This is a genomic window from Ruegeria sp. BG3 (assembly GCF_056538485.1).
Map to the genome: position 1 here is coordinate 367,288 of NZ_JBQFTE010000001.1, position 16,623 is coordinate 383,910.

Sequence of the window (16,623 nt, forward strand, 5' to 3'; positions counted from 1 at the left end):
AAGGGCCAGAAACATGAAGGTCATCATTTGCGGTGCGGGTCAGGTTGGCTGGCAGATCGCGCGGCATCTATCGGGCGAGCTGAACGACGTCACGGTGGTGGACAACAATCCTGATCTTGTGCGCCGGGCGACGGAAACGCTGGACGTGCAGGGGATCGCGGGCTTTGCCAGCTATCCGGATGTGCTGGAACGGGCAGGGGCGCGCGATGCCGACATGATCATCGCCGCAACCCATTCGGACGAGGTGAATATGGTCACCTGCCAGATGGCCCATTCGGTTTTCGCCATCCAGCGCAAGATCGCGCGTTTGCGATCGCAATCCTACCTTCAGGCGATCCACTCAGACCTCTATCGCCGCGATCACCTGCCGATTGACGTGGTGATCAGTCCCGAGCGTGAGGTCGCGGCCGCCGCTATGCGTCGCCTGTCGGCCCCGTCCGCCTTTGACACCGAGATGTTCATGAATGGCAAGGCCCAGCTGCTGGGCATTCGGATCGACGAGGATTGCCCGATCGTGAACACGCCTCTGCGGCAATTGACCGATTTGTTCTCGACCCTCAGCTCCATCGTGGTCGGGGTCCGGCGCGAGGGCAGCCTGTTTGCGCCTGAATCCGAAGATCAGTTGTTCGTGGGCGATGAGTGTTACGTCTTCACCAGCGTGAAAGATGTCGACCGCACGATGGAAGTGTTCGGCAAAGCGCAAAAACGGCAGGACCGTGTGGTTATCGTCGGCGGCGGCAATGTCGGGCTCGAAGTCGCGCGAACGCTGGAAGAACGCGAAAGCCGCGTGAGGGCCAAGATCATCGAACGGGATCGCCATTGTGCCGAAAAAGCCGCCGAAGCGCTTGAGCGGACCATTGTCCTGCATGGCGACGGGCTGGATTCGGCGCTGCTGAACGAGGCGGGTATCGACCGCGCTGATGCGATGCTGGCCGTCACAGATGATGACCGCACCAACATGCTGGCCGCCGTGCGCGCCAAGGCCGAAGGCTGTGCGCTGGCGATTGCGCTGATCAACGACCCCAGCATGGTGGCGTTGATGGGGCCTCTGGGGATCGACGCTTATATCAACCCACGGGCTACCACTGTCAGCTCGATCCTACGCCATATTCGGCATGGGCGGGTGCGGCAGGTCTATTCCATCGGCGACGCCGAGGCCGAAGTGATCGAGGCCGAGGTGCTTTCGACTTCGCCCATGGCCGGACAGAAACTGCGCGATATCGACTTCCCTGAGGGTGTTCTTGTTGGCGCGGTCCTGAAAGGCAATGAACTGTTGCGCCCAACAGGCAGTCTACGGATTGACGAAAAGGACGTGCTGTCGATCTTTGCCATGGCCAAGGACGTCCCCGAGGTCGAACGGCTGCTGCAGGTTTCGATTGATTTCTTCTGATGGCGCGTGTGGTCACAGCTCGGATCGGGGTCTTGCGGCGCTTGCCGCTGTTTCTGCTGATCTGGGGAATTTCGGCGCTGTCTATGTGGGTGCCAGCGGGCTATGCGCTGGCGCTGGATGATCACGATACCTCGCGGTCTTTTCTCTATTCCGGGCTGTTGGGGCTGTTTCTGGTGTCCGCGATCGCGCTGGCGGCCTCGAACCGGGTGCCGCGGCGGGGGACGCTTGGGCAGTTGGCGGTGCTGCTGGGCTGTTTCACCATTTTGCCGATCTTTCTGGCCATCCCGTTCCACGACGCGCTTGGCAATACCACCTTTCTGAACGCCTATTTCGACATGGTCAGCGCCCTGACCACGACCGGAGCCGACCTGTTCCCCGACCCCAACCGCCTCAGCGCGCCCTTGCATCTGTGGCGTGCGCTGGTGGGTTGGATGGGCGGTTTGCTGATGTGGATTGCCGCTGCCGCGATCTTGGCACCGCTGTCCTTGGGCGGGTTCGAGGTCACGGCGCGCGGTCAACCCGGTCGGCCGGTCTCGGGCGTGGCCCAGAGTGAACAGGTCGATCCACGCGGCCGCCTTCTGCGCGTGACCCGGACTCTGACGCCGATTTACGCGGGCCTGACCGCCGTGGTCTGCATCCTGTTGTTGATCGCCGGAGAGCAGGGCCTGACCGCAATTTGCCATGCGATGTCGGTGATGGCGACCTCGGGTATCTCTCCTGTTGGTGGGCTGGAGGGCGCGCAGGCGGGCATCACGGGGGAAATGATCCTGTTTCTGTTTTTGCTTTTCGCCCTGTCGCGCCTGACCTTTTCAACCGACACGGCGGCCAGCGGCTTTGCCCGGCTGGACAAGGACCCCGAGTTCCGGATCGGGCTTTTCATCGTGCTGGCCGTCGCGGTGCTGCTGTTCTTCCGCGTTTGGGCAGGGGTCAATGAAATCGGAGGTCAGCTGCAGCCGTTGCAAGCCCTACACGTCATTTGGGGCATGCTGTTCACGGGCCTCGCTTTCCTGACCACAGCTGGGTTCGAGAGTGCGAACTGGAACGATGCCCAGCAGCTTTCGGGTCTGGGGACTCCGGGGTTGGTTCTCATGGGGCTGGCGCTGGTGGGTGGCGGTGTCGCGACCACGGCAGGTGGGGTTAAATTGCTGCGGGTCTTTGCGCTCTACCTCAATGGTGCGCGCGAGATTGACCGGCTGATCCACCCGTCCTCGGTTAGCGGCACTGGCGGCGGCAACCGTCGCATTCAAAGCGATGGAGCATTCATCGCATGGATCTTCCTGATGATGTTCGCGCTGACCCTTGCCCTGTTTAACCTGCTGCTGGCCCTGATGGGGTCGGGGTTCGAACAGGCCATGGTGCTGAGTGTCGCTGCTCTCAGCACAACCGGACCGTTGATCGAGCTTGCGACGGATGTCCCGATCCGCCTGGTTGACCTATCGGGCGGGGCCAAGCTGACGCTCTGCGCGGCGATGGTGATCGGTCGGCTTGAGACACTGGCGATCATCGCGTTGATCACGCCGACCCTGTGGCGGGATTGAACCACTGCGCGTGCCCGGCGTTACTGCCTGATTTTTCGTCTGGAATATCTGTGCGCGTCACTCCATACTCTGCCAGAGGGAGCGCGTTGGTCCGCAGCGCGTAGCAAGAACAATGGCGAGTTAATAAAATATGGCTTCGGACAGACAGAATCTGCAGGACGCGTTCCTGAACAACGTACGGAAAGCAAAAGTCCCGGTCACGATTTTCCTGATCAATGGCGTGAAATTGCAGGGTGTGATCACTTGGTTCGACAATTTCTGCGTATTGTTGCGCCGCGACGGACAGTCGCAGTTGGTCTACAAACACGCGATTTCAACCATCATGCCATCGCAGCCGATCAACCTGTATGAGGGCGAAGACGCCTCTTGATGGAACATGAAAGGAAGCGCACCCGGGCTTGGGTGCTGCATCCTGAAATCAAATCAGATGAACAGCGCCGCGTCCCCGGACCCGCGCTGGAAGAGGCGGTGGCACTGGCTGCCGCATTGCCCGATCTGGATGTGATCGGGTCAGAGATCGTGCGCCTGCCGCGCGCCCAGCCGGGGCTTCTGTTCGGCAGCGGCAAGATCGATGAACTGGCCGAACGGTTGCATGATAGCGAGGTCGAACTGGTTCTGATCGACGGCCCCGTGACACCGGTTCAGCAACGCAATCTAGAGAAAGCGTGGAAGGTCAAGATCCTCGACCGGACGGGTTTGATCCTTGAAATTTTCAGCGCCCGCGCCCGCACCCGCGAAGGTGTTTTGCAGGTCGAGATGGCGGCGCTCAGCTATCAGCGCACGCGGCTTGTCCGGGCCTGGACCCACCTTGAGCGTCAGCGGGGCGGGTTGGGCTTTGTTGGCGGCCCGGGTGAGACTCAGATCGAGGCGGACCGCCGCGCCATTGATGAGCAACTGGTGCGTTTGCGTCGGCAGCTGCAAAAGGTGGTCAAGACGCGCACGTTGCATCGGGCCGCGCGGGCCAAGGTGCCGTATCCGATCGTGGCGCTTGTGGGCTATACCAACGCAGGTAAATCCACTCTGTTCAACCGCCTGACCGGGGCCGAGGTCATGGCCAAGGACATGCTGTTCGCCACGTTGGACCCGACCATGCGCCGCGTTGTTCTTCCCGACGGCCCCGAGGTGATCCTGTCGGACACGGTGGGTTTCATCTCGAACCTGCCGACCGAACTGGTCGCGGCATTCCGGGCAACGCTTGAGGAAGTTCTGGGCGCGGATCTGATCGTGCATGTGCGCGACATCAGCCATGACGAGTCACAAGCGCAGGCCGATGACGTTCAGGCCATTCTCAACTCACTGGGTGTCGATGATGAGCGGCCGATGCTGGAGGTTTGGAACAAGACCGATCTTTTGGACGCCGATGAGCGCGAGGCGGTTTTGGCACGCGCTGACCGCGATCCGTCGATCTTTGCGATCTCGGCCGTGACCGGGGATGGGATCGCGCCTCTGTTGGCTGATATCGCGACAAAACTGCAGGGGGTCCGGCGCGAAACCACTCTCTCGCTGAGCTTCGCGGAAGGGAACAAGCGCGCGTGGCTGTTCCGGCAGGATGTCGTTCGATCCGAGGAACAGACGGAAGACGGGTTTGAGATCACGGTACTTTGGACCGACAAACAGGCAGCGCAGTTTGCCGGGCTTTGAATGCTATTTGCCGTCGATTTGTCTTTGATAGTCCTCGGCGTCAAACCACCCCAATGAGGACTGTACTTTGTGGTCTTCGGTCAACTCCCACTCTTCCCAACCACGCGTGACCACGTGATTGCCGGTTTCCGCATGGTGCCCTTCGAGGGTCCAGACAAAGATCGCGTGTGACCCGGCCCATCGGAGCATGTCGCAACGGACCTCGAGGTCGGGAAATTCGGTATAGAACCCTCGGGCCATCTCGGCGATGGCGTCCCGGCCTTTGAGAGGGTCGCCTCGGTTGATGATAATCTGCCCGTCAGGTGCATAAAAACTTGCGACCGAGTCTGGGTCGCCTGAACTCCAGGCGATGGCATAGTCGCGCGCAAGCGTGTTCAGAGTATCCCGTATGCTGGCCATGATCCCCCCATTAGATGCGGTTTCGCCCGATTATGGTAGGACGAAACCACAGATCATGCCACGGCCCCTCGAAATTCGGGGCGGGGAATTGCCAAGTGGGCGGATTATTGCGGGGTGAGGGTGGTGACACCCACCGCTGCGGCCCGGGCGAGATCAATGTCGAGGGACATCGGGATATATTCTCCGCGCCGCCACAACTGCGCCTGATCGTCGTAGTAGCGTGACAGGAAATGCCCGGACTGCCCGGTTGCGGTGATAAAGACGGAACTGTCGGGATCGGCGAAATCGTAGACCCCGCGATAGCCTGCGCCATGCACGTTCAGGAAGGGATCGGGGCCTTCGCCCGATGTCCGTCCACGCAGCAGCGTGTTGTCGCCTCCGCTGGTCGATTGCCGGATGTTGACGAAATAGCGCAGGACCGGAACATTCCCGAGGACCGGATGATCATGGGTGGCCTGATGGGCATCGCCCCAGCGCAGGGATTCCAGCGTGGTGCCGTAGGTCTCGGCGATCCAGATCAGGGCGTCGTCCAACGCCAGCTCTGCCATGTCCGAGCAGGTCTCGACCGGGGCGCTTTGGCGCACGTCACACCAGACCGACGCGCCATCTATGTCGCGGTAGACCCGTTCGATGAACAGAGGTTCGACATGTTTGAACTCACTGGCCAGCGGGCCGAGTTCATCCCCGATCAGGCGGATCTGCAAGGCACGTAGCCACGCGGCGTATATCAAAGGCTCTGGCAGATGTTCGTTCATCTCACCGTTCCAGTCGGCCAGCAGGGACAGGGCGATCTGGCGTTGGCGCTCGGGCGTGCCCTCGGGGGCCGAGGCACCGGTGAACCACAAATCAGCTCCGATCAGCGGTAGTAGCGAGCGCGCGGTGAAACTGACGGTGTCCAGTTGTGCTTCGATAAAGCTGTCGCGGGTATGGACCTCGCGCGATTGCATCAACCGTTCCCACCGGTGAACGCGCTGCGTGTCACCCCATTCGAATGAGACATGGTTGGGAAATGGACGGTCGATAATCTTGTTGTTGGTATTGCCCAACAGACCACCGGCGGGTGAGGTAAACTCGGGATTGGTGGCATAGGGCATGCGGCCTTGCCACCGGTTTTCCGCAATCCAGCCGGGCGTTGGAATGCGCCCTTTGCTTTGGTTGAGGCGGTCGCGCTTAGGGACTGCTCCGATCAGTTTCAGGCCAATCGTTTCGGTGTCGACCAGGGACAGGTTCTGCGACGGCGCAATGAATTTCTCTGCGACGTCAATGGCTTCGCGCACGGTATCGGCGTTCATCAGTGCCATTGAAGCGCTCATCGACGTGTCATTCGGGCTGAGTGCGGTCCAGGACAATGACGCCACATGCCCCGGTGGCGTGATCGTTTCCAGATCATAGTGGCTGCCGGGCAGAACCGGGCCATTTTCCGTCCAGCGCAGGGTCAGGGTGATGGGGGCTTCGTCCTTGATTTCGATGATCGAAGGGCGGCTCTGGAATTCCTTGAACCCGTCCTGGGTCAGGTATTCCTCGGGATTGTCAGGGTTGAGCTGCTCGATATGCAGGTCCTGATCGTCCAGATAGGAGGAGGTCAGGCCCCAGCCCAGACGATCGCTGCGGCCGCTCATCACGGCGGGGATGCCGGGAATTGTTGCGCCGATCACGCCGCCCTTGGCAAGGTCCAGATGGGCCAGATACCACACGCCGGGCGCGGTAAACCCCAGATGTGGGTCGTTGGCCAAAAGCGTCCCTCCGCTGGCCGATCGCGACGGTGCGGCAACCCATGCGTTTGACGCGCCGGCTAGACCACGTTTTGGGAAGGGCGACAGCGGCGTATCCGGCATCGGCGTCCCCGCGGCATAGCGTGGCAGGCCGGGAAACAGCTGGGCATATTCGGGCAGGGCGGCGATACCGGCTCCGGGCACATCCGGCAGAATGTCGACCAGCCGCGCCGGATCGTCCAGCATCAGCGAGGTTCTGGCGCGCAGAACTTCATCCTTCAGGTGGCCCGACAACTGCAATCCCATCAGCTTGATCACGGCGAGGCTGTCACCGGGTTGCCAAGGGGAGACCGGGGCGTTGAACAGAAACATCTCGGGCGCGCCGCGGCCCAAAGCTTCTTCGTTGATCTGTGTGAGGCGGGCGTTTACTCCTGCGGAATAAGCGCGCAGCGCAGCCTTTGTGTAGTCATCTTGCGCCTCGACCGAGCGATGGGCCAAGCCATAAAGGTCAAGCCGACGCAGCAGCTTGTCGACGGCAACGGTGCGCGCGCCAAAAACCTCGGACAGGCGGCCCTGGGCGGTGCGGCGCATGACTGTCATCTGCCACAAACGATCCTGCGCGTGGGCATAGCCCAAACCAAAGAACACATCCGGGTCGGTTTCGCCAAGAATATGGGGCACGTTCGCCGTATCGCGAATGATCTCAACGGGGGCAGTGACGCCTTGAACCTCAAGGGTTTGATCGTATTCGGGCAGTGATTGGCTGGCCAGAAAATAGACCAGTCCGATGGCGGCAAGTACCAGCAGGACAAGACCCGTGGTGATGCGTATCAACCAGCGAAAGACAAGAGCCATGGACGTCCCACTTGTATTCGTTCTTCACTTGGCCAGAGGTTACTTCAAGGCCGCCCCGACCGAAAGAGGAACACTGCGGAAACCTGCCTTTAAGTGGCAGTGAAAAAGACCCCGCCCCAAGAGGGGACGAGGTCTTTCAGAGAGGGTCGTGGTCCTGCAAAATCAGGGGATGATGCGGGTGTATTTGATGCCTTCGACGGTCGCGCCGATCTGCAGGCCCGCCTGGCCGAAGATAGCCGCCAAGACCGGGCTCAACAGGGTGGTCGTGTCGGTCGACAACTGGTCGCCCTGATCACTGACCACATAGCCGATATCCGCACCGGCGGTCCAACCGCTGGAGCGACGGAAGTCGTTCAGCGCGTCCTCGGTCATGAAGAACAGCACATGCGCGTATTGCTGTGCGCCGATCTGCAGACCGGCAGTGCCTTTGACGGCCGAGTAGTAGTCAACCGTGGCGCCATTGATGCGCAGCGCGCCCTGACCATACCCGCCGCCGAATACGAACCCGGCCTCGGTGATCAGGGGCATGACCAGCATGCCGTTGGCTTTTTCTGCGATCTCGACCGTGTTGGGGTAGCGGGCATACATCTCGGTCAGTGTCGCGTCGACACGGGCGTCAAGCGTGGCCGCGTTCGAGTTGCCGACGCCGTTGCCGCAAGCTGCGGTCAGGGTCAGACCTGCCATGCCCAAGGCAAAGCCGCGACGGTTCAGTCGGGGAAGGGTGGAACTGCTCATGGTTTTTATCTCTGTAACTGTGCCTGATATGTCGGGTGTTCCCGATCTTATGTGCAAGAATACGCCGATTGGCCCTGCATGTCACGACAAAGCTGCCGCGACCCGCGAAACAATCGGCGAAAAATCGCGAAGGGCTGGGGTTTTAGCCTCGAAGAACTTTTGCGACCTGCGGCGCGAAATAGGTCAGGATTCCGTCGCAGCCTGCGCGCTTGAACGCCAGCAGACTCTCCAGCATCACCTTGTCGCCATCGATCCACCCGTTCTGCGCCGCGGCCTGGATCATCGCGTATTCGCCCGAGACCTGATAAGCATAGGTTGGCGCACCAAACGTGTCTTTCACGCGGCGGCAGATATCCAGATAGGGCATGCCCGGCTTGATCATCACCATATCGGCCCCTTCGGTCAGATCACGCTCGATCAGGCGTAGCGCCTCGTTCGAGTTTCCAGGGTCCATCTGATAGGTTTTCTTGTCGCCGGTCAGGGCGCCAGAGGCACCAACCGCATCGCGGAACGGCCCGTAGAAGGCGCTGGCATATTTCGCGGCATAGCTGAGGATCATCACGTTGTGATGCCCCTCCGCCTCAAGCGCCGAGCGCATCGCGCCGATCCGGCCATCCATCATGTCTGACGGACCAATGATATCGGCCCCGGCCTCGGCCTGCGCGAGGGTCATCTTGACCAGCGCCTCAACGGTCTGGTCATTCACGATCTCGCCATCCACCACATAGCCGTCATGGCCGTTGATGTTGTAGGGATCCAGCGCCACGTCGGTCATGATCGCGATATCAGGTGCCGCCGTCTTGATCGCGCGGATCGCGCGGTTCGAGAGGTTATCTGGGTTCCAAGCCTCGGCACAATCTTCGGTCTTGAGCGCCGCATCGGTGTAGGGAAAGATGCAGATCGCAGGGATTCCAAGGGCTTGCGCCTCGACCGCTGCTTTGGCAATCAGGTCGACCGATCGCCGCATTACGCCGGGCATCGAGGGCACCGGCTCTTCAATACCTTCGCCGTCGCGTACGAAAACCGGCCAGATCAGATCATCCGTGGTCAGCGTATGCTCGCGCACCAGCCCGCGGATCGCATCGGACTGACGCGCCCGGCGAAAGCGGGTCTGGGGGTAGGGGGCGATGGTCGGTTTCATGGCGCGTCCTCCTTGAACATTGCCGCATTGGGTGGCATGAATCCGCCAAGGGCTCAAGGGTATCAATGGACGCGCTTTCGCGACAGAACCCTCTGAGGATTGTGAATAAAGGGCTGCGTTTGGACTGGTACTCTTCGATTTTCGAACTCATCGACATGCGCAGCTTTTCGAATCTGTGGTTCTGGATTGTTCTGGCGGTCACTTGGTCTTCTGCCAGTCACTGGACGATGGGGGTGCCTTACGACATGGTGGTCCGTGCGCGCCGCGTCGGGGGCCAGCTTGAGATTGACCTGCTGGATATTGTGCGCATCAACACCAACCGCATTCTCTACTATGTCGAGGCGTCCGGCATGGTGATGTTGGCAATGGCCTGTTTCGTCTTTACTGCATTGGCGACGCTGGGTTTTTACTATTGGGTTGAATTCGCACAGGCCGTGTTCCTGCTATTGTTTCCACTGGTCGTCGTGACCTTCATCAATATCTTTCACGCACGCCGATTGCGGCGGCATGATCTGACACTGGATCGCGTTGCCAAGACGCTGTCACGATGCCGTCTGTACACGCAGATCATCGGCATGATCTCGATACTGGTCACTTCGATGTGGGGCATGTATCAGAACCTTTCAATCGGCGTTCTGGGATAGCGAAATCTGAAAGGGTCAGGGATGAAGGCTCCGAACCACGTGACAGTCGGCGGCGCCCCCGAAGGGTATGACGCACAGCTTGTCCTGAACGAGATTGCACGCTCGGGCGGGCCGGTTTGCCATGTGGCGCGCGATGACAAGCGGCTCGAGGGGATGCGCGCAGCACTTGCGTTCTTTGCCCCCGATATGCCGGTTTTCGTTTTCCCCGGTTGGGATTGTCTGCCCTATGACCGGGTCTCGCCCAACGCGGACATTGCTGCGGCAAGGGTGGCGACGCTAGCAGCGCTGGTCCACCAGATGCCCGAGCGTTTCGTGCTGTTGACCACGCTGAATGCTGCGACCCAACGTGTCCCCGCGCGCGAGGTTCTACGCGAGGCCGCCTTTACCGCTCGCGTCAACCAACGTGTGGACGAAGACGCGCTGCGCAAGTTTCTGGTGCGGATGGGGTTCACCCAAAGCCCCACCGTGATGGAACCCGGAGACTACGCGATCCGGGGCGGGATCATCGACATCTTCCCTCCGGGAGAATCCGGCCCCGTCCGGTTGGACCTGTTCGGAGACGTTCTGGACGGCGCGCGTCGCTTTGACCCGGTCTCGCAACGTACCACCGAAAAGCTTGACGTGGTTGAGCTTGCCCCCGTCTCCGAAGTCATACTGGACGAGGCCGCCATCACCCGGTTCCGCCAGAACTATCGCATCGAATTCGGTGCGGCGGGTACGGATGATCCGCTCTATGAGGCCGTCAGTGCGGGCCGCAAACATCAGGGCATCGAACATTGGCTGCCTTTCTTCCACGAAAAGCTGGAAACCCTGTTCGACTATCTACCGGAGGCGACGGTTTCTCTGGACGATCAGGTCTCACCGGCGCGCCTGGCGCGGTGGGACACGATTGCCGATCAGTATGAGACTCGGCGGTTGGCGTTGGAAAACCGCTCGCGCATGGACACGGTCTACAAGCCGACCCCACCGGGTTTGCTTTATCTCGATGATGCGGCGTGGGATCAGGCCGTGGGCGATCAGCGCGTGCTGCAATTCAGCCCTCTGCCGCAGGCCAGCGGACCCGGCGTGATCGACGCGGGCGGGCGGATCGGGCGGAACTTTGCTCCTGAGCGTCAGCAGGAAAGCATCAGCCTTTTTGGTGCTTTGGCGGACCACATCAAGGGCAAGCTGGACAAAGGGCCTGTGCTGATCGCGTCTTATTCCGAAGGCGCGCGCGAACGCCTTACCGGCTTGATCGAGGATGAAGGTCTGGCCGAGGCCATCCCGGTCACCGATGGTACCCGTATCGGTAAAAGGGGCCTCCATCTCGCTGTCTGGGCCTTGGAGCATGGGTTCGAAACGGCAGATTTGACCGTGATTGCGGAACAAGACGTGCTGGGAGATCGCCTGATCCGTCAGCCCAAGAAACGTCGCAAGGCCGAGAACTTCCTGACCGAGACCCAATCCCTCAGCCCCGGCGATCTGGTGGTGCATGTTGACCACGGCATCGGACGCTACATGGGGATGGAGGTCGTCACAGCCGCCGGTGCGGCACATGAATGCCTGCTGCTGGAATATGCCGAAGCGGCCAAGCTGTACCTGCCGGTCGAGAATATTGAGCTGCTGTCGAAATACGGCCACGACGAGGGGCTGCTGGATCGTCTGGGCGGCGGCGCATGGCAGGCTAAAAAGGCTAAGCTGAAAGAGCGCATCCGCGAGATGGCGGACAAGCTGATCCGCATCGCCGCTGAACGCGCCCTGCGCAAAGCGCCCGTTATGGACCCACCACCCCACGCGTGGGAGGAGTTCAGCGCGCGCTTCCCCTATCAGGAAACCGATGACCAATTGCGGGCGATTTCGGAAGTCATGGAGGACATGCATTCCGGCGCGCCAATGGATCGTCTGATCTGTGGGGATGTCGGCTTTGGCAAGACCGAGGTCGCCATGCGCGCGGCCTTTGTCGCCGCCATGTCAGGCGTGCAGGTGGCCGTCGTTGCACCGACCACTCTGCTGGCGCGTCAACACGCGGCCTCGTTCAAGGAACGCTTCCGAGGTTTCCCCCTAGAGGTCCGGCAGCTATCGCGTTTTGTTTCGGCGAAAGAGGCGCAACAGACCCGAGACGGGCTGGCGCGCGGTACGGTCGATATTGTGATCGGCACCCATGCGCTGCTGGCGAAAGGTGTCCGTTTCAACAATCTCGGCCTGCTGATCATCGACGAGGAGCAACATTTCGGCGTCGGCCACAAAGAGCGCCTGAAACAGCTGCGCTCTGACATCCACGTCCTGACCCTGACCGCCACTCCGATCCCTCGGACGCTGCAACTGTCACTCACCGGAGTGCGCGACCTGTCAATCATCGGCACGCCCCCCATCGATCGTCTGGCCATCCGCACCTATGTCAGCGAGTTCGACGCGGTGACGATCCGCGAGGCCCTGCTGCGCGAACACTATCGCGGCGGGCAGAGCTTCTACGTTGTGCCACGCATCTCGGACCTACCCGAGATCGAAGAATTCCTGAAAGAACAACTGCCAGAGCTGACTTACGTTGTTGCCCACGGCCAGATGGCGGCGGGTGAACTCGACGACCGAATGAACGCGTTCTACGACGGCAAGTATGACGTGCTTCTGGCAACGACGATTGTGGAGAGCGGGTTGGATATCCCTACCGCGAACACAATGGTCGTGCATCGGGCGGATATGTTCGGCCTCGCGCAGCTCTATCAGATCCGAGGTCGGGTCGGGCGCTCAAAAACCCGCGCCTATGCCTATCTCACCACCAAGCCGCGTCAGAAACTGACCGCCACCGCCGAAAAGCGCCTGCGCGTTTTGGGGTCGCTCGATTCGCTGGGGGCCGGGTTCACACTGGCCAGTCAGGACCTCGACATTCGCGGGGCCGGCAACCTGTTGGGTGAAGAACAATCCGGCCAGATGCGCGATGTGGGGTATGAGCTCTACCAGTCGATGCTGGAAGAAGCGATTGCCAAGATCAAAGCCGGTGAGATGGAGGGGCTCTCAGACGCCGACGACCAATGGGCACCTCAGATCAATCTGGGTGTACCAGTTCTGATCCCCGAAGATTACGTTCCCGACCTGGATGTGCGTTTGGGCCTCTATCGCCGCCTGTCGTCGCTCTCGACCAAGGTTGAACTTGAGGGCTTTGCCGCGGAACTGATTGACCGCTTCGGGGCGCTGCCAAAAGAGGTGAACACCCTGATGCTGGTCGTCCGTATCAAGGCCATGTGTAAGCGTGCAGGTATTGCGAAATTGGATGGAGGGCCGAAAGGCGCGACGATTCAGTTTCACAATGACAAATTCGCCTCGCCCCAAGGGTTGGTCGAGTTCATTCAGAACCAGCGCGGCATGGCGAAGGTTAAAGACAACAAAATCGTTGTGAGGCGCGACTGGAAGAAAGATAGCGACAAGATCAAAGGTGCTTTTGCGATTGCGCGTGACCTTGCTGAGAAAGTCGTGGCTGAAAGAAAAAAGGCCAAAACAGGCGGATAGCGGGGAAGGGGGCGCTACCCCCGCCGCGGCAAGCCGAGACTCCCCCGGGTTATTTCTGGCCAGATGAAGCAGGGGATCCGGACTTCATATGGCTAAAAATATCCCCGCCGGAGGCATCGCGCGCAGCGCGGTTCAAGTCTGCATGGCGGACTGGGCGCAGAAGCAAGATGCAGCAACCGCGCGGTCGGCCCTTGCCAGGGCCAAATCCAGCCTTTGTTTGATCTGGGGTAGTTCTATCGTATCGCCGCGTGCTTTCAAGCAATCATGCAGGCCCTTCAAACTCCAGACATTGTCCGGATGGATCGAGGCGCGGCTGAGGGTTCCGCCAAGGCCCAGATCTTCTCGGTACACGGCTTCCGCCTCGGTCAAATGGCCCTGTTCGAAGAGCAGCGCGCCCAAGGCGTGGCGGGTGGGTTGCATCCATCCCCAAGGCTCGTCGTAGGGCAACGTGTCGTCCAATTCGACAGATCGGCGCAGGTGAGCGAAGGCGACTTCGAAGTTTTCCTTTCGGTATTCGATCTCACCGCGCAGCATTTCCGTTGCGATTTCCAGCAGGTCGATGACGTGGTTGTTGTGCAATCGCCGAGCCTCGGGCACACGGGCTTTGGCTTTGAGGAAAAGCTGTTCCTCGGCCACGGCGTTGCGCACATCCCCGGTCGCGGCGAAAGCAATCGCGCGGGCGTAGTGGGTGGTTGCCGTCAGTGTGCGGAACAGGTCAGGGTCGTCGGGTAGCGCCAGCGCTTTTGCCTCCTCCCATCGGCCAAAGCGGATCAGGATGTGAGGCCCCATGGACATGTAACTTTCGAAGAAATCCGCCATGGGCGGGCTCTCGATGCGCAACATCTCTTCGGGGGTCGTGTCCCAGATACCTTGGTTGGCCCGCAGGGCCGGTTCGATCTGGCCCAGAAACATCGCGCCATAGATGGTGAAATGATAGTCGTGCTGGCGGTAGCCGGTGTAGATGTTGAACGCGCCTTCGCGTTCGAAATATTTCAGGTCCGCTTCCGAGGCTTTCTGGTTCCAATGCACCACGTTCTGATAGTGGCCGCAGAGGATATCTATATGCGTCGGCATATGCACAAGGTGGCCTGCATCCGGGACCAGAGTGCGCAAGATATCGCCCGCTTTCAGGGCTTTCTCGGGGGTTGGGGACATCTCCATCAGGTGGACATAAAGGTGCAGAAGGCCGGGGTGAGACATGGCGTCGGGGTCGTTCTGCATGGCCCATTCCAGCACCTCTTGCGCCTCAAGCGTGGCGGCTCCGTCGGCGGGTTGACCAGTTGACAGGTCCCACATTTGCCACGGCGTCAGGTTGAGCAGCGCTTCGACATAGATTGTACGCAGGTCCAGGTGATCTGGCTGAGCCTTGAAGGCCGCGCGCATCGCGTCGGCAAAATCATAGTCCCATTCATGCATGCCCTCGGTCGTGTCGCGCTGCGGGTAGCGGGACGGCAGGGCGTGGATCAGAGCCTTTTCCACCTCGGTACAGCCCTCGGTCAGGCTCAGCGCCTTTTGCGTAGCTTCATAGGCTTTGGTCAGAGCTTTTTGCCGTCCTCGGTCGTCTTGCAAATCCCACGGCAGGTTGTAGTTCGGGCCTGCCGCGTAGGCGACGCCCCAATGCGCCATGGCACAGTTTGGGTCATGTTCGGCAGCTTTCTCAAAGCAGGCGACGGCCTCATCATGGTTGTAGCCATAGGTCCAGACAAGCCCTCGGTCGAACCAGAGTTGGGCTTCAGCGGATGCTGTTGAAACAGGGCAGGAATAGGTGCCCAGATCGTAATATTCACTCATAACTGACCCTCCGCCATGTTGGTCGGGACAGCGTAGCGCGTTTGATCCGGGCTGAAAATCCTCAGGCGAGCAGTCTGTTTTCGATCCGCCCCATGTGGATCATCAGGCCGAAGGCTAGGATACACATGGTCAGAATGCCGGTGGTCAAAGGCATGATTGAGCCGTCGAACAGTAGCCCAACCGGGGCGGCAATGGCCGCGGCGAGCACTGTCGAGACCGAGCCGATGACAGAGGCTGCCATTCCGGCGATATGCCCCATCGGTTCCATCGCGATGGCGTTCAGATTGCCCATGGTGACACCGGCCATGAAGAACACGGTGGTTTGCCATGCCACGAACAGGCCAAACGAGGCGTCGGGCGAGAGCGGGAAGGAATTGGTCACGATGACCAAAGCCGTGATGCCAATCTGCGCCCCGAGCGCCCATGTTACCATGCGACGCATGCCAACGCGCACGACGAGCGCCGCATTCAACACACTGGCCGAACCGGACATCAGTGCGACAAACCCGAACCAGAACGGAAAGCTCTCGGCCCGGTCGTGGATGACGTCATAGACGGGCTGAACCATGGTCAGCATGGTGAACAAAATCCCCATGCACAGGGTTTGCACCATGATCGACAGGCGCACAGTCGGGTGGGCGAACATCTCTTTCGTTGCGGCGACCATCAGCGGCAGGCGGAAGGGGCGACGGTTCTCTACAGCCAGCGACTCGGGCAAGCGGGTTCCCATCCAGACACAGACAATCACGGCGAACAGAATAAAGGACATAAAGATACCGCGCCAGCCGAACAGGGCGATCACTCCGGCCCCCAACATGGGCGCCACGGCAGGTACAAGCGTGAACAGCAGCATCGCGATCGAAATGATGCGCGCCATGATCCGGCCCGAGTACAAATCGCGAATGACTGCCATAGCGACAACGCGCGGACCCGCAGCGCCCAGTCCCTGTGCCACACGGGCGGCCAGAACCAACTCGAGCGAGGAACTGGCCCAGGCCACGGCCGAGGCCGCAATATAGAGCGCGACACCACCGTAGATGACCGGTTTACGGCCAAACGCATCCGACAGAGGGCCGGTAAAGAAAGTACCAATCCCCATCCCAAGTACGAAAGACGTCAGGATCAACTGCGCGCGATTGACGTCATCCGGGCTGAGCTGCGCGCCGATCTCGGGCAGGGCGGGCAGCATCGAGTCGATCGAAAAGGCGATGGTCGAGAACATCATTGCGATCAGCGCAATGAACTCTCCACGAGACATGCGGTTGGTCATGGGGACTCCTTACCTGATCGCGCT

General features: G+C 60.5%; 12 protein-coding genes. 6 read left to right on the top strand and 6 right to left on the bottom strand.

Annotation, left to right across the window (positions count from 1 at the left end; translation table 11 throughout):
* Window positions 1-13 precede the first annotated feature (13 nt).
* The 4 genes from trkA (at window position 14) to hflX (ending at window position 4,569) form a co-directional block, all read left to right on the top strand.
* Window positions 14-1,390 carry a Trk system potassium transporter TrkA gene (gene trkA / locus ACR0AI_RS01870; protein ID WP_480671098.1) on the top strand — a complete coding sequence of 459 codons (1,377 nt, stop codon included), beginning with the start codon at window positions 14-16 and terminating at the stop codon, window positions 1,388-1,390.
* The gene (locus ACR0AI_RS01875) at window positions 1,390-2,928 is read left to right on the top strand and encodes a potassium transporter TrkG (protein WP_170458533.1); all 1,539 of its coding nucleotides are present in this window, start codon (window positions 1,390-1,392) and stop codon (window positions 2,926-2,928) included. Before trkA ends, ACR0AI_RS01875 begins: the two co-directional genes overlap by 1 nt.
* A gap of 130 nt (window positions 2,929-3,058) precedes the next feature.
* Entirely contained in the window at window positions 3,059-3,298 is a 240-nt protein-coding gene (gene hfq, locus ACR0AI_RS01880) for an RNA chaperone Hfq (protein ID WP_005982826.1), read from the top strand.
* Window positions 3,298-4,569 (top strand): GTPase HflX, encoded by a 1,272-nt coding sequence (gene hflX, locus ACR0AI_RS01885; RefSeq protein WP_480671096.1) that lies wholly within the window; start codon window positions 3,298-3,300, stop codon window positions 4,567-4,569. The genes hfq and hflX overlap by 1 nt, the downstream gene beginning before the upstream one ends.
* A gap of 3 nt (window positions 4,570-4,572) precedes the next feature.
* Here the strand turns inward: hflX and ACR0AI_RS01890 are convergent, their stop codons facing one another.
* From ACR0AI_RS01890 to hemB, 4 genes are all read right to left on the bottom strand, one after another.
* A complete protein-coding gene (locus tag ACR0AI_RS01890) occupies window positions 4,573-4,968 on the bottom strand; it encodes an SgcJ/EcaC family oxidoreductase (RefSeq protein WP_480671094.1) in 396 nt (131 codons plus the stop codon).
* Between the two features lie 104 nt (window positions 4,969-5,072).
* Entirely contained in the window at window positions 5,073-7,535 is a 2,463-nt protein-coding gene (locus ACR0AI_RS01895; RefSeq protein WP_480671092.1) for a penicillin acylase family protein, read from the bottom strand.
* 162 nt (window positions 7,536-7,697) lie between these two features.
* Complete coding sequence (locus ACR0AI_RS01900; protein WP_170700517.1) at window positions 7,698-8,270, bottom strand: YSC84-related protein; 573 nt, start codon at window positions 8,268-8,270, stop codon at window positions 7,698-7,700.
* A gap of 142 nt (window positions 8,271-8,412) precedes the next feature.
* The gene (gene hemB, locus ACR0AI_RS01905; RefSeq protein WP_480671090.1) at window positions 8,413-9,411 is read right to left on the bottom strand and encodes a porphobilinogen synthase; all 999 of its coding nucleotides are present in this window, start codon (window positions 9,409-9,411) and stop codon (window positions 8,413-8,415) included.
* A gap of 119 nt (window positions 9,412-9,530) precedes the next feature.
* On the opposite strand from hemB, the gene ACR0AI_RS01910 reads away from it, so the two are divergent.
* A complete protein-coding gene (locus tag ACR0AI_RS01910; RefSeq protein WP_209253844.1) occupies window positions 9,531-10,055 on the top strand; it encodes a component of SufBCD complex in 525 nt (174 codons plus the stop codon).
* 21 nt (window positions 10,056-10,076) lie between these two features.
* A complete protein-coding gene (gene mfd, locus ACR0AI_RS01915) occupies window positions 10,077-13,538 on the top strand; it encodes a transcription-repair coupling factor (protein ID WP_480671088.1) in 3,462 nt (1,153 codons plus the stop codon).
* A 132-nt stretch (window positions 13,539-13,670) separates the two neighbouring features.
* On the opposite strand, the gene ACR0AI_RS01920 is transcribed toward mfd, so the two are convergent.
* Complete coding sequence (locus ACR0AI_RS01920) at window positions 13,671-15,329, bottom strand: tetratricopeptide repeat protein (protein ID WP_480671086.1); 1,659 nt, start codon at window positions 15,327-15,329, stop codon at window positions 13,671-13,673.
* 61 nt (window positions 15,330-15,390) lie between these two features.
* Window positions 15,391-16,599 carry a multidrug effflux MFS transporter gene (locus ACR0AI_RS01925; protein WP_170638598.1) on the bottom strand — a complete coding sequence of 403 codons (1,209 nt, stop codon included), beginning with the start codon at window positions 16,597-16,599 and terminating at the stop codon, window positions 15,391-15,393.
* Window positions 16,600-16,623: the final 24 nt, after the last annotated feature.